Origin of the sequence: Pseudomonas sp. P108 (genome assembly GCF_032613195.1) — a bacterium.
GTDB lineage: Bacteria > Pseudomonadota > Gammaproteobacteria > Pseudomonadales > Pseudomonadaceae > Aquipseudomonas.
Map to the genome: position 1 here is coordinate 3,677,924 of NZ_CP126691.1, position 19,751 is coordinate 3,697,674.

13 protein-coding genes are annotated in these 19,751 nt (G+C 59.3%); 7 read left to right on the forward strand and 6 right to left on the reverse strand.

What is annotated here, in order from left to right; all coding sequences use genetic code 11:
- Positions 1-553: 553 nt before the first annotated feature.
- Complete coding sequence (locus tag QOM10_RS16095; RefSeq protein WP_160040345.1) at positions 554-2,182, forward strand: J domain-containing protein; 1,629 nt, start codon at positions 554-556, stop codon at positions 2,180-2,182.
- A complete protein-coding gene (locus tag QOM10_RS16100; RefSeq protein WP_150752260.1) occupies positions 2,179-3,174 on the forward strand; it encodes a DUF3829 domain-containing protein in 996 nt (331 codons plus the stop codon). Before QOM10_RS16095 ends, QOM10_RS16100 begins: the two co-directional genes overlap by 4 nt.
- Positions 3,175-3,222: 48 nt before the next feature.
- Here QOM10_RS16100 and QOM10_RS16105 read toward each other — a convergent pair whose 3' ends face one another.
- Positions 3,223-3,897: a DUF3313 domain-containing protein gene (locus tag QOM10_RS16105; RefSeq protein ID WP_316916486.1), complete on the reverse strand. Its 675-nt coding sequence runs from the start codon at positions 3,895-3,897 to the stop codon at positions 3,223-3,225.
- 212 nt (positions 3,898-4,109) lie between these two features.
- Here QOM10_RS16105 and QOM10_RS16110 point away from each other — a divergent pair, with 212 nt between their 5' ends.
- Positions 4,110-6,464: a tetratricopeptide repeat protein gene (locus QOM10_RS16110; protein ID WP_316916487.1), complete on the forward strand. Its 2,355-nt coding sequence runs from the start codon at positions 4,110-4,112 to the stop codon at positions 6,462-6,464.
- A 344-nt stretch (positions 6,465-6,808) separates the two neighbouring features.
- On the opposite strand, the gene QOM10_RS16115 is transcribed toward QOM10_RS16110, so the two are convergent.
- The 3 genes from QOM10_RS16115 to QOM10_RS16125 form a co-directional block, all read right to left on the reverse strand.
- Positions 6,809-7,783 (reverse strand): hypothetical protein, encoded by a 975-nt coding sequence (locus QOM10_RS16115; protein WP_127928048.1) that lies wholly within the window; start codon positions 7,781-7,783, stop codon positions 6,809-6,811.
- A gap of 219 nt (positions 7,784-8,002) precedes the next feature.
- Positions 8,003-8,482 carry a DUF934 domain-containing protein gene (locus QOM10_RS16120; RefSeq protein WP_150752257.1) on the reverse strand — a complete coding sequence of 160 codons (480 nt, stop codon included), beginning with the start codon at positions 8,480-8,482 and terminating at the stop codon, positions 8,003-8,005.
- Complete coding sequence (locus QOM10_RS16125; RefSeq protein ID WP_316916488.1) at positions 8,479-10,152, reverse strand: nitrite/sulfite reductase; 1,674 nt, start codon at positions 10,150-10,152, stop codon at positions 8,479-8,481. The genes QOM10_RS16120 and QOM10_RS16125 overlap by 4 nt, the downstream gene beginning before the upstream one ends.
- A 338-nt stretch (positions 10,153-10,490) precedes the next feature.
- Between QOM10_RS16125 and ccoN the strand changes: the two genes are divergently transcribed.
- Together ccoN and QOM10_RS16135 are read left to right on the forward strand one after the other, a co-directional pair.
- Positions 10,491-11,918, forward strand: coding sequence for a cytochrome-c oxidase, cbb3-type subunit I (gene ccoN, locus QOM10_RS16130; RefSeq protein WP_316916489.1), 1,428 nt, complete (start codon positions 10,491-10,493; stop codon positions 11,916-11,918).
- A gap of 18 nt (positions 11,919-11,936) precedes the next feature.
- Complete coding sequence (locus QOM10_RS16135; protein WP_123375400.1) at positions 11,937-12,155, forward strand: cbb3-type cytochrome c oxidase subunit 3; 219 nt, start codon at positions 11,937-11,939, stop codon at positions 12,153-12,155.
- 305 nt (positions 12,156-12,460) lie between these two features.
- Here QOM10_RS16135 and QOM10_RS16140 read toward each other — a convergent pair whose 3' ends face one another.
- Complete coding sequence (locus QOM10_RS16140; protein WP_316916490.1) at positions 12,461-12,952, reverse strand: hypothetical protein; 492 nt, start codon at positions 12,950-12,952, stop codon at positions 12,461-12,463.
- Between the two features lie 212 nt (positions 12,953-13,164).
- Here QOM10_RS16140 and QOM10_RS16145 point away from each other — a divergent pair, with 212 nt between their 5' ends.
- Positions 13,165-13,857: an aspartate/glutamate racemase family protein gene (locus tag QOM10_RS16145; RefSeq protein ID WP_316916491.1), complete on the forward strand. Its 693-nt coding sequence runs from the start codon at positions 13,165-13,167 to the stop codon at positions 13,855-13,857.
- 1 nt (position 13,858) lies between these two features.
- Here QOM10_RS16145 and QOM10_RS16150 read toward each other — a convergent pair whose 3' ends face one another.
- On the reverse strand, positions 13,859-14,377 hold the full coding sequence (locus QOM10_RS16150; RefSeq protein ID WP_316916492.1) for a GNAT family N-acetyltransferase: 519 nt from the start codon (positions 14,375-14,377) through the stop codon (positions 13,859-13,861).
- A gap of 263 nt (positions 14,378-14,640) precedes the next feature.
- On the opposite strand from QOM10_RS16150, the gene QOM10_RS16155 reads away from it, so the two are divergent.
- Positions 14,641-19,644 (forward strand): hypothetical protein, encoded by a 5,004-nt coding sequence (locus tag QOM10_RS16155; protein ID WP_316916493.1) that lies wholly within the window; start codon positions 14,641-14,643, stop codon positions 19,642-19,644.
- Positions 19,645-19,751 lie beyond the last annotated feature (107 nt).

Consider the following 19,751-nt stretch of genomic DNA (forward strand, 5'->3'; position numbering starts at 1 on the left):
GCGACCCGGTCGACCCGAAGGTCTCCCGCGCACAGCCGCCATAACGGAGTGCACACATTCGAAGTGCGCAAGGATACGTTATGAAAGGCGTGTACGCGCCACTAATACCCGTCGGGGTTTCCAGTCCCGGTCGCTGATTTGGCAGCGACGAACACAGGCTAGAGACCCGACGTCCGACGGACAACCTGAAAACCTTGTGGGAACGTTCCGCAAATTCCAAACAACGCTTAAACATCCCGAATTGAAATACGCACAGGTAGGAGCTGCCGAAGGCTCGGACCGCGATCGGACGATCTTTTGATTTTGCATTTAAAAAACAAGATTAAAAGATCGCAGCCTCGTGTCACTCGACTGCTCCTGTCGCCAGTGCGCCGTCCCCTTGCAGAGTCAGTTGGCGGGTGATGCGCAGTGATGGTGGCAACCCCTATTTCCGCTGGTTCGTCGGCAAATAAACGACGGCTGAGGACTTTTCGACGCGAAACAGGTAGGGTGCGCAAAATCAAAGTGCCATCACTGGACCGCGTCGCAGGTTTTCAATGGAGTTGTACACGCAATGAGTTGCTGGACCGTCCTTGGCCTTACGGCCGACGCCGATACGCGCAGTATCAAACGCCAATACGCTGCCCTGCTCAAACAGACCCGTCCGGACGAAGACGCCGAGGGCTTCCAGCGCCTGCGTGACGCCTATGAGCAAGCCCTGAATTACAAGGAATGGGCGCAGGCCAACGAAGACACAGAGAGCGAAAACGACAGCTGGGATTTGACCGGCCTGACCGTGGTCGAAGTCGATGCCTTGCAACAGGCAACTCGCTCGCTGCAAGGCACCAGCCTTGCGCAGTTGCAACAACGCCATGCCCTCGCCGTTGAGCAGGGTTGCGCGCATATCCTCGAAGAGACCCTGCTGCAGCATTGCATCGAAAACCCGCAAACATCGGCGCCGATGGTCGATTGGGCGGTGCAGACCTATCACTGGTTCAGTGCCTGGCAGCGCCTGGAACTGGATGAGGAATCCATCGAACATTTGCTCGATCAGCAGCGCGAACGCATTACTCGACCGCTGCGTGATGCCCTCGATCGTGAGGAGAGTGCGGCCTTTTTGCAGGCCTACGCACAGTGCGGCCAATGTCTGTGGCTCGACGCTGAAGTACACCGGCTGTGGTTCAACCTGTTCCTGAGTCGATTGCTACTGGACAGCGAACACTGGTCCTGCGCTGTTTTCGAGCAGGTTTGTGCGGGCCAGGGCTGGCATTCCGGCCCGGCCAACCGTTGCCCGCAAGATGAATGGAAGCGTCTGGTCGCGCGCCATGAGGCACCGATTTTTATCGCGCAACAGCGTCAACTCGCGCAAGAGCCGCCCGCCACTGCCGAACATCGCGCCGCGCGCCTGTTGCTCGGGAGCGGCCCGTTCAGCCAGCGTCGCGCGCTGGCCCGGCGCCTGCGTGAGAAAGATTGGGAGCATTGCCGACATTTGAGTTCGGCGCTGTATGCCAATCATCCGAAGGTCTGTGCAGAGTTGCCCGGTGGCACCGCGTTTTTCTGGCGTGACTGGGAGCTGAGCCGTGGCGAATGGCCGACCTACCTTGGCGTGGTGCTGGCCTGTCTGATCGGCGCGTTTACTCATTTCATCCCGCTGGGGCTGCGCGTCACCGGGCTGTTCAATATCGTCATGACCTCAACGATCGTGTTTGGGGTGATCGCTGCGGGCATCAACTGGCTGACTCACGAATTGGCGCACACCCATTGGCTGCTGGATGACCGCCTCAGCGCACGGTTGTGGCCGGGGGACGCCAAGGACGCTGCACCGTTCGGCATACTGCGTGATCTGATTCCCTGCGCATTGATGGTGGCTGGGCTCAGCTGGTTTTTCGGCCCCATCGCTGGCGGCGTCTATGCCGCCACACTGGCCTGCGTGGGTTTGATCCGTCGCCGTCAGGTCAAGCCACACACGTCCTGGGAAAAGACCAACCTGCCGGCGAAAGTCGGCCTGACGCTACTTGGGGTTGTCGCCCTGGTGCTGGTGCTGGGCGTGTTCAAAGTGGCCGCCAGTCAAGGCACGGTCAATCGCAATCAGGGGCTACAACCCTGGGCCGAGCGTTTGTGTAGCCGGTTGCCGGCGAGTTCTTTCGATTGCGGCGCTCCCGCCACCCGTGAGCAGTGGTATCCCGCGGAGGCACGGCCATGACGTCGAGATTCATGTTTGTCAGCGGCGTAGTGGTCGTTCTGGTGGTGATGGGGCTGTCGAGCGCGACCCGGCCGTTCCTGAAGCTCGATCTGTGGCTTGATCAGCGCGAATCCCCTGTGACCGCCCAGGCCAATGCGTTGAGTCCGATCATCGCCTGCGTCAACCGCGTCGATGTGCACTGGCGCAACGCCTACGACAAATTCGAACGTCCGCGGCCAACAAGTGATGCATTCGGGCATTATCTTGCTGAGGCACGGGATTTCGACAACACGGATGCGTACACCGTGCAGGACATCCAAAAGGATCTCTGCCTCAGTCATATCAACGAAAAACTCGAACTCTTGGCCTATCAGCCAGTGCTTTCACAAAAAGTCCGTGACTACGCGCAAGCACTGCAGGGAGCAGCGGTGATCTTTACGCCGGAGCGACTCGACAGAAGTGCGAATTTTTATGCCACGCCGCTCGCCCGGTTGTCCCAGGGCTCGGGGCAAATCCAGGCCGCCAGCAATGCCTACATCAATGCATCGACAGCCTTGCGAGAGGAACTGCTGCCACTGGACGTGGCTCAGCGCCCCGAGCAGCTCAAGCTGCTGGAAGCGCGGGTAGGCAAGGAGATTCATTGGTCTCTGCTGGCGTACATGATTCAGGCCCGGGAGACACTGGACCTGCTCGAAGACGGGATGAAACACCGCACGCTGACCCCGCAAGCCGTGGCCGACACCACCGCCGATCTGCAACAGGCGTGGGATCGCCACGAACCGCTCATGGGCCTTCGTTTGGGTGGTTTGCGAAACAAGGACGATGACGCGCGTGACTTGTGGGATTACATCCGCGCGCCCTCGCAAACGTATCTCGACGCGTTGAGAACCCTGCACGAGGACTGGCAAAACCACGCCGAACCGCAACGCTTAAGCGACGACTACTACGCCGTCACTCGCGGTTACGACGTCCTGCTCAGTCACTACAACCGCCGGGCGCGCGCCGACTTCTGAGGGTGTGCACAGGCCGGAGAATCCTCGCGGACCTCCGGCCTCGTGCGTTTACTTGGCAGCCTTGAGCTTCAGATACGACTGACGCAGGTCTGAGGCCCAGCCATCGATCACAGGTTTGACGTCATTGGCCGTCATCGCCTGCGAATCATTTTCCAGTGGCTTGCCGGTGCCTTTGCGCACCACTTGCGCGACGACCTTGTTATTCGCGCCATCGAGGAACACCGCTTCGGTGGCCAACGTAGTTTCCTGATCGCGAATACCGCTGGCCGTGCTGACCGCTGCTGCCACCAGGGCAATCGGAATCACCTCATACGCGTGCAGGCCTTCGGTCTTGCTGCTCACGGCGGTGATCGCCGCACGCACCACAATCACGCCAGGGCCTGGGCCGGTGGCCAACGGCAGGTCTTTGCCGATCTCACGCTTGAGTGCCTGATCGTAGTAGGAAGTGATGCCATTGAGGGTCTGCTGGGAGATCTTCGCGGTCGGTTGCGGTTTCGGATAGAGCTGAGTCGGCTCGATGTACACACTGGTGAATTTTTTGATATCGACCTTCGGATCGATCCAGCGCATGACCTCGGCACCGGACGGGGATTTGGCCTCCTTGAGCTGGCTGTAGTCCTTGAGGAAGCCGGAGTACTCTTTCGGGTCGACGGTTTTGCTGGAACAACCTACCACTGCGAGGGTGGCAAAACACAGTGTGCCCATCATCACTGCTAGCTTCATGCTGTAACTCCTGTCAGAAGGCCGAAAACTTTGCCCGGGGGAACTACAGGTATAGCTAAAACCTCAGTAATTGCGATTGCAAAGCACAATATTCACGCAACGCTGCGCAGCGGATCACAACCGTCATTTGACAGACGCCGGTCATCCGGCAAAGCTGCACCGGGCTTGAACGCACGCCAGACGGCAAATGCACCTGGACTACGGAAGTCGCAATGCCCAAGCATAAAAATAAAACAGCACAACCTGACCCTGATTCGCCTCGATCTGCAATTTCCAAATACGTGTTCCCGATCACCATCGGTGTGCTGCTCGCCGCCGTCGCGGGCATCGGCTGGTTTCTGTTCAGCCCTGCGCCCGCCCCCGTAAAACCTGCGCCAATAAGCGTGCCGGCCCCCGTAAAGCCGCAGCCCGTTGTGGCGAACAAACCGGCGACGATGGTCGATGAACAACAATGCCAGGGCTGCCACAGCGAACAGGTCAAGGACTGGCAAGGTTCACATCACCAGTTGGCGATGCAGCCGGCGAACGCTGAAACGATGCTCGGCGATTTCAATAACGTCACATTCAAAGCCGAAAGCGAGACCACACGATTCTCGCGCAAGGGCGATGAATTCTGGGTCAATACCCCTGGCATCAATGGCAAGAACGCCGACTTCAAAGTCGCCTACACCTTCGGCATCGCGCCGTTGCAGCAATACCTGATCGAGGTCGGCGAAGGTCGTTTGCAGGCGCTCGGCGTGGCGTGGGATACCGAGAAACATCGCTGGTTTCATCTCTATCCCGGCCAAGGCGTCAACTTCAAGAATCCGCTGCACTGGAGCAAGCCAAGCCAGAACGCCAACTTCATGTGCGTCGAGTGCCACACCACCGGTTTCAAGCGCAATTTCGATGCGGCCAGCAACACCTTCAACAGTCAGTGGAACAGCCTCGGCGTTGGTTGCCAGGCCTGCCATGGTCCAGCATCGAACCATCTGGAATGGACGCAGAAAAAAACCGATCTGATCCATCAGGGTTTTGACGTCGACCTCAAGGACAAGAACGCCACCGTCGAGATCGAAACCTGCGCCCGCTGCCACGCGCGCCGTGCGCCTTTGGGCGATGGCTACACCGTCGGCAAGCGCTTGATGGACGACTACCTGCCGAGCACCCTCACCCGCGAACTGTATGCGCTGGACGGCAAGATCAAGGATGAGGTCTTCGAACACGGCTCGTTCCTGCAAAGCAAAATGTTCGACAAGGGCGTGCGTTGCAGCAATTGCCACAACCCGCACAGCAGCGAACTGAAGGCACCGGGCAACGCGGTGTGCCTGCAATGCCACAACAATGCCGGCAAAACGTCAGTCGAAGGCGTTGATGGCAAAGGCCTGCAGGCGAAGAACTACGACTCCATCGAACACACCCGGCACACCCCGGGCCAGCCTGGTTCGCAATGCGTGGATTGTCACATGCCGGGCAAGTTCTACATGGGCAACGACTTCCGGCATGACCACAGTTTCAGCATCCCCAACCCGGAGCGAGCGCAGAAGCTCGGCACGCCGGACGCCTGCCTGACCTGTCACCAAAGCAAGGCTGGCGACAAGGTCACCGCGCAGTTCAAGTTGTGGAGCGCGTCCACCTCAGCGCAGGCACCGCGCTATGACGAAAGCCTGTGGCTGATCCGCAACGGTCAGCCGGGCGCCGCTGATGCGCTGGCCGAGCAGTTGCAACGCAGCAATTTGCCGGCGATTCAACGCGCGACGCTGCTCGCCGAGCTGCCGCTGTACCCGAGCGAACAGGCGTTGAAACTGGCCACGCAGGATCTGAAAAACCCGGCGCCGCAAGTACGCGAAAGTGCCGTGCGGGCGATCAGTGCATTCCTGCCGCCAGAGGAGCGTGCGCCGTTATTGTCGCCGTTGCTGGGCGATCCGGTGAAAGCCGTGCGCATCGTTGCTGCGCGGGATCTGTTGAGTGTTGCGCGCAATGGCGGTCTTGGCGCAGCGCAAGCCAACTGGAATGCGGCGATTGCCGAATATGAAGCGGTGCAGAAGAGCCTGCTGGAGCGTGCCGAGGCCAATCTGAATCTGGCGATGTTGTATCAGGCCAGTGGCCGTGGTTCGGAAGTTGAAGGCTTGTTACGTTCGGCACTCAAACGCGACCCGGATTTCTACCCGGCACTGGTGACGCTGGTGCAGTGGCTGGAGGCCAATGGTCGTGGCCAAGAGGCGCAGACACTGCTGGATGACAGCCTCAAGCAGCATCCGGACGCGGCGTTGTTGCAGCACACTCGAGGCTTGTCGCTAATCCGCGCTGGCAAGGCTGGCGACGCCATGTCACCACTTAAGAAAGCCGCGCAACTGGAGCCGCAGAACGCTCAATACGGTTATGTGCTGGCGGTGGCGTTGCATGAAAGCGGCAAGGTCGATGAGGCGTGTGCGGTACTCGAAGGTTTGCTCAAGGCTCAACCGGCGAACCGCAATGCGCGGTTGTCGCTGATTCAGTGGTATCTCGACAGCGAGCAGGAGCCGAAGGCGCAGGTGCTGTTGCAGGGGTGGAAGAAGATGAATATGGGGGATCCGGCGCTTAAGTGATTGGCTGGAGATTGGCTTCCCTCACCCTAGCCCTCTCCCAGAGGGAGAGGGGACCGATTGGGGGAGATTCAAGAGATACGCCGACGTGAACGATTGGCGTTGAATCCATAATCGACTCGGTCTTTCACGTCGGTGTCACTCGCCAGACAACTCGGTCAGTCCCCTCTCCCACTGGGAGGGAACTGATTGGGGAATACCCAAGAAATACACCGACGTGAACGATTGGCTTTGAATCCATAATCGACTCGGTTTTTCACGTCGGTGTCACTCGCCAGACAACTCGGTCAGTCCCCTCTCCCTCCGGGAGAGGGTTAGGGTGAGGGGCTTTTCAAGGTTCAACCGATTTACCAGGAAGAAGTCTCACCACTACGCAACGCCATCTCGCGCCGGCTGTTGATGTGCATCGCCTTGATCAGCGACACCGTGCCCACCAGCAAAATCGCCGCACCCAACAGAAAGTCGATGTTGTACAGCTGAAAATCCTGCACAGGCCCGATCAGCAGCACCCGCACGATCGCAGCGCCCAACAGCGTGGCGAGGAAGTCGATCCCCGGCTCATTACGGTAAAACACCAGCAGCAACGGCAGACACAACACCAGCAGCAGCAACAAAACCACAACCTTGAACGAACCTTTGCGCTCGACGCTAAACGCACATTCGTGCGGGCCGTAAGCCTTGTAGTCGTCATCGCGGATCATCGAGTTGTTCTCGTTGATGTAGTCGACGCGGTTGTACTTCTGGATCGGTGTGAAGGTGTTGGACATCTCCATCAACGTGGTGATGTTCTTGAAGCGCAGGTCTACGCGCTCGCTGCCCTTGAGGTAATAGAGCACCGGTTTATAGCCGTAGCGATAGGTGTCGAAAGGGAATTCGGTGACCTGACCCTGCACGCCGATCGGGCGTGGTTCGAGTTCGGCGTAGGCGCTTTTGTTGGTGGCCGACAGGTTACGGCTCAGCGGCTGAACCTTGACCTGCTCAAGGAAGATCGGTGTGACACCGTAGGACCATTGCAAGGGTTCCAGACGCAGGCGCAGTTCATTGCGACCCAGGTCGTAACGGTTGAAGGTGCGCTCCGAAACCACCAGGGAGCCGCTTAGCATGAACTCGCCGCGCAGGTTATTGGTGACGCGCAAGGTCAGTTGGTCCTTGCCCAGCAACGCCGCTTCCGTGGACGGTGGCGTGCCGCACCACGCGGTGCTTTCGCCGACACCGCCGAGCTGGCCGCTGCGGTTTTCCTTGAATACGTAAAAGTAACTGGCCCACAGCGTCACCATCAACAGCAACGCTGTGAGGCCGAGGATTTTTTTGCCCGGACTCACTGATCAGACTCCCTTCTTCGGTTCCATCGTCCAGCCGAAAACCCGCTGGCGACGGCGACTCTACCAAAAGGCCACCATCGACCCAAGGGAAAATGCCTGATTCGTCAGGTTTCTAGGGGTTTCCCCGGTGTACATCGAAGATCAAAAGATCGCAGCCTGCGGCAGCTCCTACACGCGATCCACTGTGGAGCTGCCGCAGGCTGCGATCTTTTTTAACCGTCAACGCCGACGGAAAAGCGGACGCGGCTCGATCACCGAACGCCCATACAACACGCTCATGCCGGCCAACCCCTTCAGCGCATCCTCGGCTGATTTGTCCTCGCGCACCGCAAAACTGTCGAACCCGCACTGGCGCATGTGGCTGAGCTGATCTCGCAACACGTCGCCAATCGCACGCAACTCCCCTGCCCAGCCGAAACGACTGCGCAGCAGATACGCCTGGCTGTAAGCGCGGCCGTCGCGAAAACTCGGGAAGTCCAGCGCGATCAGCGGCAACGATCGCAACCACGGCACCAGGCTTTCAACCTCATCGTCCGGGCCCAGCCACACGGCGTGGGTCGACGGCGATTCCAGCCAATGCCCCAGCGGCAGCATCAACAAACCATCAGGCCTTGGCGTCGATGGCTCACGCACCAACGTCCACGGATCGTCCGTCACAATCCGCGCCACACCCTGCTCCAGCCGCAACAAATTATTCATGCCGTGGCCTCCAGCGTTTTCGGATAGACCCGTTCCTTGAACGGCTCCAGGCCGATCCGCGCCACGGTGTCGACGAACAACTCCTCATGCTCGCGATAGCGCACGAAGGTGCCAATAATGCGCTCGATCACCTGCGGCACTTCGGCAGCGCTGAACGAAGGGCCGATGACTTTGCCCAGCGCGCTGTGCTTGCCTTGGGCGCCGCCGAGGGTGATCTGATACCACTCGCTGCCGTTCTTATCGACTCCAAGGATGCCGATATTGCCGATGTGGTGATGGCCGCAAGCGTTCATACAGCCAGAAATGTTCAGGCTGATATCACCCAGATCGTGCAGGTAATCGAGATTATCGAAACGCGCCTGAATCGCCTGGGCGATCGGAATCGATTTGGCGTTGGCCAGTGCACAGAAATCGCCGCCGGGGCAGGCAATGATGTCGGTGAGCAGGCCGACGTTGGCGCTGCCCAGATCGTGTTTGCACGCCAGTTGCCACAACGCAAAGAGGTCGGTTTTCGCCACGTCGGGCAGGACGATGTTCTGCTCATGGGCGATACGAATCTCGCCAAAACCGAAACGTTGCGACCAGTCGGCCACCGCCAGCATCTGCACACCGGTGACATCTCCCGGCGGCGACGCCATGCCCGGTTTGGTCGACAACACCACACTGGTGTAACCCGGCACTTTGTGCGGCTGCACGTTGCGCGCGACCCAACGTGCAAACGCCGGGCTTTCAGCCAGGCGTGTGCCGAAGTCCAGATCGGTGTCGGCCAGGATGTGATAAACCGGCGGCACGAAGGCACTGGCGACCCGTTGGTACTCGGCCTCGGTCAACTGCGCCGGGCCGTCCTTGAGGTGCTGCCATTCCTCTTCGACTTCCTTGGCAAACGCCTCGATGCCCAGCGCCTTGACCAGAATCTTGATCCGCGCCTTGTACTTGTTGTCGCGCCTGCCGTGGCGGTTGTACACCCGCAAAACGGCCTCAACGTAGGACAACAAATGCTGCCACGGCAAACCTTCGCGAATCTGCAAACCAAGAATCGGCGTGCGTCCCAGACCACCGCCGACGATCACTCGCAGCAACATCTGCCCGTCGCGACCGGGGTAAAGATACAGGCCGATGTCGTGCATCATGATCGCCGCTCGATCCTGTTTGGCCGAGCAGATGGCGATCTTGAATTTGCGCGGCAGAAACAGGAATTCCGGATTGATCGTCGACCACTGCCGCAGAATCTCGGCCAGTGGACGCGGGTCGATCAACTCGTCCGCCGCGACCCCGGCGAACGCCTCGGTGGTGATGTTGCGCACACAGTTGCCGGAGGTCTGGATCGCATGCATGTTGACCTGCGCCAGACGTTCGAGAATATCCGGCACGTCGCTCAGTTCGATCCAGTTGAACTGCATGTTCTGCCGCGTGGTGAAGTGGCCGTAACCGCGATCGTAATCACTGGCGATGCTCGCCAGCGTGCGCATCTGTTCGGCACTCAAGGTGCCGTAGGGAATCGCCACGCGCAGCATGTAGGCGTGCTTTTGCATGTACAAGCCGTTTTGCAGGCGCAGCGGCAAAAACTCCTCTTCGCTCAGTTCCCCGGCCATGAAGCGCTCGACCTGATCTCGAAACTGCGCAACGCGCTCGAACACCAGCGCCCGGTCGTAATCATCGTATTGATACATGCCGCCACCTCATCAGTTATTCCTGTGGGAGCGAGCCTGCTCGCGAATGCGGTGTGTCAGGCAACTGCATTGTTGGCTGACACACCGCATTCGCGAGCAGGCTCGCTCCCACAGTTTTCTTCAGAGCACTATGACGAAGCAGCGCAGCACGTTACAGATTCACCTGAGGCGATAAAAACCATATCAGGGCGCGGCAGAACGCCGCAGTCAGCCCTTCAATCTGATCCGCATAAATGAAAGATTCCTGAGCCTGTTTTGTTTCTGGCGGGGTTTCTACAGTGCAGGTCATGCCAGACCGGGTGGCCTGGCAAGACTTTGCAACCGTGGATGAACTGACCATGAGCACAGCAACAATCGGACAGGCTTATAACTACAAGGTCGTCCGCCAATTCGTCATTGCCACAATTTTCTGGGGTGTGGTGGGCATGGCAATGGGCGTGTTTATCGCCTCGCAACTGGTCTGGCCAGAGATGAATCTGGACCTGCCGTGGACCACCTTCGGCCGCTTGCGCCCGCTGCACACCAGCCTGGTGATTTTTGGTTTCGCTGGCAGCGCGCAATTTGCCGCCAGTTATTACGCGGTGCAGCGGACCTGCCAGGTGCGGCTGTATTCGGACAAACTCGCCGCGTTCACCTTCTGGGGCTGGCAATCGGTGATTGTGATCATGCTGATCACCCTGCCGCTGGGCTACACCACCACCAAGGAATACGCCGAGATCGAATTCTCCGGCGCGGTGTGGATGGCCGTCGTGTGGGTGGCCTACGCGGTGGTGTTTTTCACCACCGTGGTGCAACGCAAGACCAAACACATCTACGTCGGCAACTGGTTTTTCGGTGCGTTCATTCTGGTGATCGCCATGCTCCATGTGGTCAACCACCTGTCAATTCCGGTGGACTGGTTCAAGTCCTATCCGGTGTATTCCGGCGCCACCGACGCCATGGTGCAGTGGTGGTACGGGCACAACGCGGTGGGCTTCTTCCTGACCACCGGGTTTCTCGGGATGATGTATTACTTCGTGCCGAAACAGGTCAATCGCCCGGTGTATTCGTATCGCTTGTCGATCGTGCATTTCTGGGCGCTGATCACCCTGTACATCTGGGCCGGCCCGCACCATTTGCACTACACCGCGCTGCCGGACTGGGCGCAGTCGCTGGGCATGGCCATGTCGCTGATCCTGCTCGCGCCGAGCTGGGGCGGGATGATCAACGGCATGATGACCTTGTCCGGCGCCTGGCATAAGTTGCGCACCGATCCGATCCTGCGCTTCCTCGTGCTGTCGCTGGCGTTCTACGGCATGTCGACGTTCGAAGGGCCGATGATGGCGATCAAAACCGTCAACGCCCTCTCCCACTACACCGACTGGACCATCGGCCACGTGCACGCCGGCGCCTTGGGCTGGGTGGCAATGATCACCTTCGGCGCGACCTATCACATGGTGCCCAAAGTGTTTGGCCGCGAGCAGATGTACAGCACGCCGCTGATCAACCTGCACTTCTGGCTGGCCACGATTGGCACGGTGTTGTACATCGCCTCAATGTGGGTCAACGGCATCACCCAAGGCCTGATGTGGCGGGCGATCAACGAGGACGGCACGCTGACCTATTCGTTTGTCGAGGCGCTGCAGGCCAGTCATCCGGGATTCATCGTGCGCTTTGCCGGCGGGGTGTTCTTCCTCACGGGGATGTTGCTGATGGCTTACAACGTGTGGCGCACGGTGCGGGTCGCCGACGTCGCACTGGCCCACCGTGAAGCGCAGATCGCCTGAGACAGGGAGCCGCTCGTGATGGAGATTTTCTTTGATGTGTTGGGCGTGGTGTTCCTGTGGCTGGCGGTGGAGTACTGCTTGCGACGGGAGACGGCGGACAGCCTGGATGAAGCGAGCATGGTGCCGTTTGCCGATGACCCGGAGGTGGCGCGGCGGGTGGAGCTGGCTACCGGGAAAACCGTGAAAGCGGTGGCGCCGGAGGTGGCGAAGCCGGGGTGGGTCAATCTGGAGATGTGAGGTGTGTCAGGTGGGTTGCCCTCACCCTAGCCCTCTCCCGGAGGGAGAGGGAACTGACCGAGTCGTTTGTTCGGGTTACGCCGACCTGAAATATCAAGTTGAACTCAGGTTCTGAACAGCACTCGGTCTGCCCCCTTCCCCCCCCCTCGCCCCAGAGGGAGCGGGAACTGACCGAGCTGATTATTCGGGTTACACCGACCTGAAATATCCAAGGTGAATGCAATCTCAAAACCAATGAAGATCGGCTCCCTTTCCCCTCGTCCCCTTGGGGGAGAGGGCTGGGGTGAGGGGGTAAGCTCTTGATCTTAACTACGATCCCGAGGAATCAGGCTCTGCAACTGCTGCGCCAGAAAGTTCGCATCAAACACAAACGTATCCGGATCCTTCAAACCATTGGTCTTGCGCCACTGCCACTCACCATTCGCCAATCCCACCAGCGAAATGCTGCCATAACGCGCCGCCGTCAGCCCCATCACCGCAAGCGAGATCTGTCCCGCGCTGCCCATCACATCCGGCACAAACTCCACCGGTTTACCGGCAATCACAATGCTCAGCTTCTCTGTCTTGAAGGTCGAGGTCTCCACCGGTGTGCTCGGCCCGAACGCGACATACGCCTCACGACTCACCTCCAGCAGATTCGGCGCCTGCACCGGTTCCAGCCATTGCTGAATATCACCGAACAACGCGGTAATCCGTGTAGCCCAAGCCGCCGATTGCGTCTCGAACAGTTGCTTCTTGTGCGCTTCGCTCTCGGCGTAATGACGAAGCATCTCGCCCAGTTGTTGTATGTCGTCCATAGCGGTGTTCCTCGGAAAGGACCTGCAAAGGTCGATAGTGGCAGATACCAGCCCCGGCGTACGTTTAACCTGCACCCGCCCCGACAAAGCACCATGACACTTGCGTGAAAGATCAGCGGTACAGTCACTTGCTGCTGGTATCGAAGCATGAACAACAGGAAACTCCCGTCAGACCTGAACACTCGACACTGTCATTTGCCTGAGGACATCCAATGCGCACCATCGGCCTGATCGGCGGCATGAGCTGGGAATCCAGCGCCGAATACTATCGACTCATCAATCAGCAAGTCCGTGATCGTCTCGGCCCGTTGCGCTCGGCGCAATTGCTGATGCACAGCGTCGATTTCGGCCCCGTCGAACAGGCCCAGCACGCCGGGCGCTGGGACGATGCGGCGGCGATTCTGGTCGATGCTGCGCGCAGGCTAGAAGCCGGCGGCGCCGAATGCGTGGTGCTGTGTACCAACACCATGCACAAGGTTGCCGAGCAGATTCAGGCGGCGATCAGCATTCCGTTTTTGCACATTGCCGAACCAGCCGCACAGGCGGCTCTGAACATAGATGCACGCACGGTCGGATTGCTCGGCACCGCATTCACGATGGAACAGGACTTTCTCAAGCAACGCCTGGTCGCCAAGGGTTTGACCGTGTTGGTGCCGGACGAAACAGAGCGCAAGGATGTGCACCGGATCATCTACGACGAACTCTGCGTCGGCGTGATCAGTGAACAGTCACGGCAAATCTATCAGCGGGTGATCGAATCCCTCACCGCGCGCGGCGCTCAGGCAATTATCCTCGGTTGCACGGAAATCGGCCTGTTGATCAAACCCGAACACAGCGCCCTGCCCCTGCTCGACACCACCGAACTGCATGCGCAGTCGGCGGTGGCGTTCGCATTGGGCGACTGAGTCAGGTTTTCGGGCGACTGCGCAGGCGGGCCATACTCAGGGTGTCGACCCACTGCCCGTCGCGCACCGCGTAATCGCGAAACAGGCCTTCGTCCTCGAAACCGAATTTGCGGTAGAGGCCGATGGCTGCCTCATTGTCGGCGTAAACCGAGAGTTCGACGCGGTGCAGATTCATCCAGTTGTCGGCGACGTCCAGCGCCGCCGCCAACAGCATCGAACCCACGCCTTTGCCTTGCCACGCCACGGCGACTGCCATACCGACGCTGCCGGCATGACTGCGACGAATCCGCGAATAGTTTTCCAGCCCCAGGTGGCCGATGACCTGGCCCTGATGCAACGCGACCAGCTTCAACACCCGTTCATTTTCCACCAGCAGCCGTTGGCGCCAGACGTCGACGGACTGAAACGGCATCTGCAACACCTGCCGGGTGACAGCCCGCTCGTTGTAGAGCGCAGTGACAGCCTCGAGGTGCGACTCGCTGAAGCGTTCGATGTGAATGGCGGCGTTGTGATCGGGCATGGCGGATCCTTCCTGGATCGATGTGTGGCCGACCACTCTAAACCGCCGATTGTCTGTCTGGCGAGAGTAACTACTGTAGGAGCGAGCCTGCTCGCGAAAGCGATCTGTCATTCACCGTTTGCGTTATTTGACACAAACCTGCAACTCAGCCACTCCTCTACCGCCCGTCGGATTTGAGCTCGCACCTGTCAGATCTGACAGGTGCGCAATCGGCCGTTTAGCCGTTCAATCACTCCGTCCCTACCCAGCACGGAGCAACGGCCATGACTCTCGACACCGAACAGCCTTCCCATCCGCAAGCCCTGAAAGGGTTGTACTTCCCGGCGATGGTTGCCCTCAGTCCCGCGGAACATTACGACGGCGGGATCCCCATTCGTGCGGTGGAGGGTGATCTGCAAGGCATCGTTCGCGCCTGGCTGACGATGAACCTCGGTGACAAGGTCGAAGTGTTCTGGAACAGCCCAAGCGCGGGGGTCTGGAGCAAAACCCTCGAGCGCGAGGACGAACTGAATCGCGATGTGCCTTTCACAATTGCCAAGGCTCACGTGATCGACGGCGACGCCAGCGTTTTCTACCGGGTCACGCGCAAGAATCAGACTCCGGAAGACTTGAACCCACCGCAGTTGTTGCTGGTCAAGCTCACCCGCCCTGGCGAATACGACGACATTCCCGGAGATGACGGTCATTCTGATCTCAAGTTTTCGCTCGACTACGACGAAGTCGGCGAAGACCTGCCTGACAAAGGCGTGACGATGCGCATCTCGCCTTATCGCAACTGCACGCGCTATGACACGATCATCGCTCGCTGGGGCAGCCAGACCGTGACGCTGTCCGTCAGCCCGGAGCAAGCCGACAATCCGGCCACTCATCCGATCGATATCGTTTTCAGTCGCGCGCTGATCGAGAAGGCTGGCGATGGGTCGGGGGTCGCCGTGGCGTATCAAGTGGTCGATCGCTGCGGAAATTACCCGGATGAGCGCGCGCCGTGGTCTGCGATTCGATCGGTACTGGTGGATCTGGGTGGGACTCGGTTGGACGAACCGAGCGTTTTAGTCAAAGGGTTTCCGACCAACAAAGTGGTGCTTGATGAACTCGGCAATGAGGACGTCATCGCTCGCGTATACACCGACAAAACCAATTATCAGGTGGGCGACGAAGTGGTGCTGACGTGGGTCGGTACCCCCGCGCAAGGCCAGCAGATCATCGTCGGGCCGCTGACCCGCCCGGTCGAGTTCGTGCCCTTCCAGATCGACTTCAACATTCCCAACACAGCCGTTCGTGCGATCGCCAAGGGCGGCGCCTCCGTGGGTTTCGTGCGCAAGCGTAATGACACCGCCGACGTTGCCTCGAAAAACGCCAGCGTCAGCGTTGAGGGTGATATCAGCCAACTGGCCGCCCCGACCGTTGACGAAGCACCCGGTGGCACCCTTCCACCGGAAACCGTGTGGGCGACGGTGAATATCCCTTGGTACGCCGGCCGAAACGCCAGTGATCAGCTAAACCTGATCTGGTTTGCGCAAGGCGCAGGCGGTGCCCCGGTTTATTACGAAGACCCGCGCCCGGTCGGCAATCTGCCCGACAACCAGCCCGTGGTGCGCAGCGTGAGCAACGCCGAGATCCAGCGCTTCAATGGCCTTGCCGTCGACGTGTACTACGAAGTGACCAACAGCGAAACGCAACTGCTGAGCGTGCGCAAATCTCTGACCTTCAAAATGCAGGTCGGCGTCGCACTGCCCACCTTCGATCGCCCGGAAGTCGAAGGCGCAGAAGAGGACGACTCGCTTGATCCGGACAAAGTGCCACCGAGCGGCGCAACGCTTGTCATGCCGTACCTTGGCACCCAAGACAAGGACCGCGTTGCCTATCGCTGGCGCGGCTCGGCCAGCGGTGGCAGCACCAACGACCATGTCGACCTGATCCCTGCGACAGCGGGTAAACCGGTGAAGTTGACCGTACCGAAACAGTATGTGAGTGCCAACCTCAATGGAACGGTGGTGGCGGATTACAGCATTCAGCGGGCGGGAGAAACGTTGGGTTATTCTCATGAATTAACCTTGCGGATTGGTCAGTCCATTGCTCCAACCATTGACTCAATAAAAGGTTCAATTAGTGGCGTGGAAATCCCTCACGGCACTAGCACGGACGAAACCGCTGTAACCCTAAGCGGTATGGCCGAAAAAAATCAGAAAGTAGAAATCTTCGACGGCGCGGTCTCCAAAGGACAGGCTACGGCCCATGCCACAACCGGTGTCTGGACGCTGCTGGTCAGCGGCCTGACGGTGGCGGCGCACAGTTTTACGGCAAAGGCGCTGTACGGCTCCGGCGCATCGTCCGCGGCCAGGACACTGACCGTGACTGCGGCGTCTGCACCAACGCTGACGTCAGTCAAAGGCTCACCCAGCGGCGTGGAAATTCCACAGGCCGGGACAACTGTTGAAACAGCTGTGACCCTCAGCGGGGTGGCTGCCAACGGACAGAATGTTGAGATTTTCGACGGCACAGTTTCCAAAGGACAGGCTACGGCCCATGCCACAACCGGTGTCTGGACACTGCTGGTCAGTGGCCTGGCGGTCGCGGCGCACAGTTTCACGGCCAAGGCGCTGTACGGCTCCGGCGCATCGTCCGCGGCCAGGACACTGACCGTGACTGCGGCGTCTGCACCAACGCTGACGTCAGTCAAAGGCTCACCCAGCGGCGTGGAAATTCCGCAGGCCGGGACAACTGTTGAAACAGCTGTGACCCTCAGCGGGGTGGCCGCCAACGGGCAGAATGTTGAGATTTTCGACGGCGCGGTCTCCAAAGGACAGGCTACGGCCCATGCCACAACCGGTGTCTGGACACTGCTGGTCAGTGGCCTGGCGGTCGCGGCGCACAGTTTCACGGCCAAGGCGCTGTACGGCTCCGGCGCATCGTCCGCGGCCAGGACACTGACCGTGACTGCGGCGTCTGCACCAACGCTGACGTCAGTCAAAGGCTCACCCAGCGGCGTGGAAATTCCACAGGCCGGGACAACTGTTGAAACAGCTGTGACCCTCAGCGGGGTGGCCGCCAACGGGCAGAATGTTGAGATTTTCGACGGCGCGGTCTCCAAAGGACAGGCTACGGCCCATGCCACAACCGGTGTCTGGACACTGCTGGTCAGTGGCCTGGCGGTCGCGGCGCACAGTTTCACGGCCAAGGCGCTGTACGGCTCCGGCGCATCGTCCGCGGCAAGAACTTTGTTAATCACGGCAGTAGTCGTGCCAGTACTGAGTAACGTGCAGGACGCCGCGAATACGGAATTGCAAGAAGGCGCAATAACCGTCAGTACTACATTGAAACTCAAGGGCACCGCAAGCCTGGGCCAGCAGGTCGAAATTCGTGACGGCACCGGGTCCGGTTCGGCATCACGGGGCACCGCAACTGCAAACGGAACGACTGGTGTTTGGGAGCTTACGATCACCGTACCACTCGGCGCGCGGCGGTTGTACGCCCAGGCACTCTATCCAAGCAATCCACTATATTCGAATGTGCGCAACTTGACCGTAACCGCCGCCACCGCACCAACGCTGACGTCAGTCAAAGGCTCGCCCAGCGGCGTGGAAATTCCGCAGGCCGGAACAACTGTTGAAACAGCCGTGACCCTCAGCGGGGTGGCTGCCAATGGACAGAAAGTAGAAATCTTCGACGGCGCGGTCTCCAAAGGCCAGGCTACGGCCCATGCCACAACCGGGGTCTGGACGCTGCTCGTCAGTGCCCTGACTGTGGCAGCACACAGCTTTACCGCCAAGGCGTTGTATGGCTCCGGTGCAGTATCAGCTGCCAGAGCGCTGACTGTCGTGCAAAACATCGTACCCGAACTCCGCTTGATCACTGACTCAGCTCTAGTCGAGATCCCCAACAATGGGCAAACCACCCATACAACGATCATTTTAAGCGGCATTGCCACCCCTGGCACCGTGATCGACTTGGTCAACTATGGCGCAGCTGTGCCCAACACCAACATTCAAGTCAATGCGCAAGGTACGTGGACATTTCAATTCACTGGACTCAGTGTCGGGACCACTTATAACTTGCGCGCCAGGCGCCAAGGCGGATCGGTTTCGAATGCCCGGAACGTAATAGTCGTAGCCGCCACCGCTCCGACTTTGACATCGGTCAAAGGCTCACCCAGCGGCGTGGAAATTCCGCAAGGCGGAACAACTGTTGAAACAGCCGTGACCCTCAGCGGGGTGGCCGCCAACGGACAGAAAGTAGAAATCTTCGACGGTGCGATCTCCAAAGGCCAGGCTACGGCCCATGCCACTACTGGTGTCTGGACACTGCTCGTCAGTGCCCTGACTGTGGCAGCACACAGCTTTACTGCCAAGGCGCTATATGGCTCCGGTGCTGTGTCGGCCGCCAGAACACTGACGGTCACAGCCGCCACCGCTCCGACTTTGACATCGGTCAAAGGCTCCCCCAGCGGTGTCGAAATCCCCCAAGGCGGGGTCACCGTGGAAACGGCGGTAACCCTGAGCGGCGTCGCGGCCAAAAGTCAGAAGGTCGAAGTCTTTGACGGCGCTGTCTCCAAAGGTCAGGCAACTGCAGATGCCACAACCGGTGTCTGGACACTGCTGGTGAGTGGCCTGGCGGTTGCGGCGCACAGTTTCACGGCTAAAGCGCTCTACGGCTCCGGCGTAACATCCGCGGCCAGAACCTTTACCGTGGCGCCCGATCTTGTAGTGGACGTTTCACCGATCAAATTATCATGGCAAACACTGTCGATCGAAGGCACGGGGCTACCTTGGAGACCGACCGGGGCTGTACCTCCTCAATCCAAGACGTCAAGAAAAGCCACAGGCGGCACTCCCCCTATCACCTATGTTTCATCCAGGCCTGAAATCGTAACAGTCAATGGTACCGGCGAAATAAGAGGACTAATCACAGGCGACGCGACGATTACGATTCGCGATTCAGTTGGACAAACCAAGGTGATCGATATCACAGTCGAACATCAAAAGCGCAGGCTCCTGTGGAACAAGGCACAAATGACGCATGCGCAGGCCTTCGCCTGGGCAACAACCAACCCTGGGTATGCCCCTTTTGGACGGTCGCTGGACCAAACAGGTGACTATACGGGATATCAACCGTTCAATTACTACCCGGGGCTCCCGCCTAACCCTGCGGGATGCGCCGGTGGTTCGGGAAATCAACAGCTATTTAATTTTCTTAGCGATGGGGCCTCGGGGAGTACGTGCACTTCCATGTCAACTTTGAGTACTTGCATGATAACCATCCCAGACTGACCGCTATGGCTAAACGGGGCAAAGTCCCGTTTTCGCTTTTCCAAAACTGAACATCCTAGACTTCGGCTGAAATCTTTTCGGAAAAAAGGGGGCCAGAAAATGGGACG

What these genes read in the sequence shown, in the direction of transcription:
- QOM10_RS16095 (WP_160040345.1), top strand. Translation starts at nt 554, where the DNA reads ATGAGTTGCTGGACCGTCCTTGGCCTTACGGCCGACGCCGATACGCGC.
- QOM10_RS16100 (WP_150752260.1), top strand. Translation starts at nt 2,179, where the DNA reads ATGACGTCGAGATTCATGTTTGTCAGCGGCGTAGTGGTCGTTCTGGTG.
- QOM10_RS16105 (WP_316916486.1), bottom strand. Translation starts at nt 3,897, where the DNA reads ATGAAGCTAGCAGTGATGATGGGCACACTGTGTTTTGCCACCCTCGCA.
- QOM10_RS16110 (WP_316916487.1), top strand. Translation starts at nt 4,110, where the DNA reads ATGCCCAAGCATAAAAATAAAACAGCACAACCTGACCCTGATTCGCCT.
- QOM10_RS16120 (WP_150752257.1), bottom strand. Translation starts at nt 8,482, where the DNA reads ATGAATAATTTGTTGCGGCTGGAGCAGGGTGTGGCGCGGATTGTGACG.
- QOM10_RS16125 (WP_316916488.1), bottom strand. Translation starts at nt 10,152, where the DNA reads ATGTATCAATACGATGATTACGACCGGGCGCTGGTGTTCGAGCGCGTT.
- ccoN (WP_316916489.1), top strand. Translation starts at nt 10,491, where the DNA reads ATGAGCACAGCAACAATCGGACAGGCTTATAACTACAAGGTCGTCCGC.
- QOM10_RS16135 (WP_123375400.1), top strand. Translation starts at nt 11,937, where the DNA reads ATGGAGATTTTCTTTGATGTGTTGGGCGTGGTGTTCCTGTGGCTGGCG.
- QOM10_RS16140 (WP_316916490.1), bottom strand. Translation starts at nt 12,952, where the DNA reads ATGGACGACATACAACAACTGGGCGAGATGCTTCGTCATTACGCCGAG.
- QOM10_RS16145 (WP_316916491.1), top strand. Translation starts at nt 13,165, where the DNA reads ATGCGCACCATCGGCCTGATCGGCGGCATGAGCTGGGAATCCAGCGCC.
- QOM10_RS16150 (WP_316916492.1), bottom strand. Translation starts at nt 14,377, where the DNA reads ATGCCCGATCACAACGCCGCCATTCACATCGAACGCTTCAGCGAGTCG.
- QOM10_RS16155 (WP_316916493.1), top strand. Translation starts at nt 14,641, where the DNA reads ATGACTCTCGACACCGAACAGCCTTCCCATCCGCAAGCCCTGAAAGGG.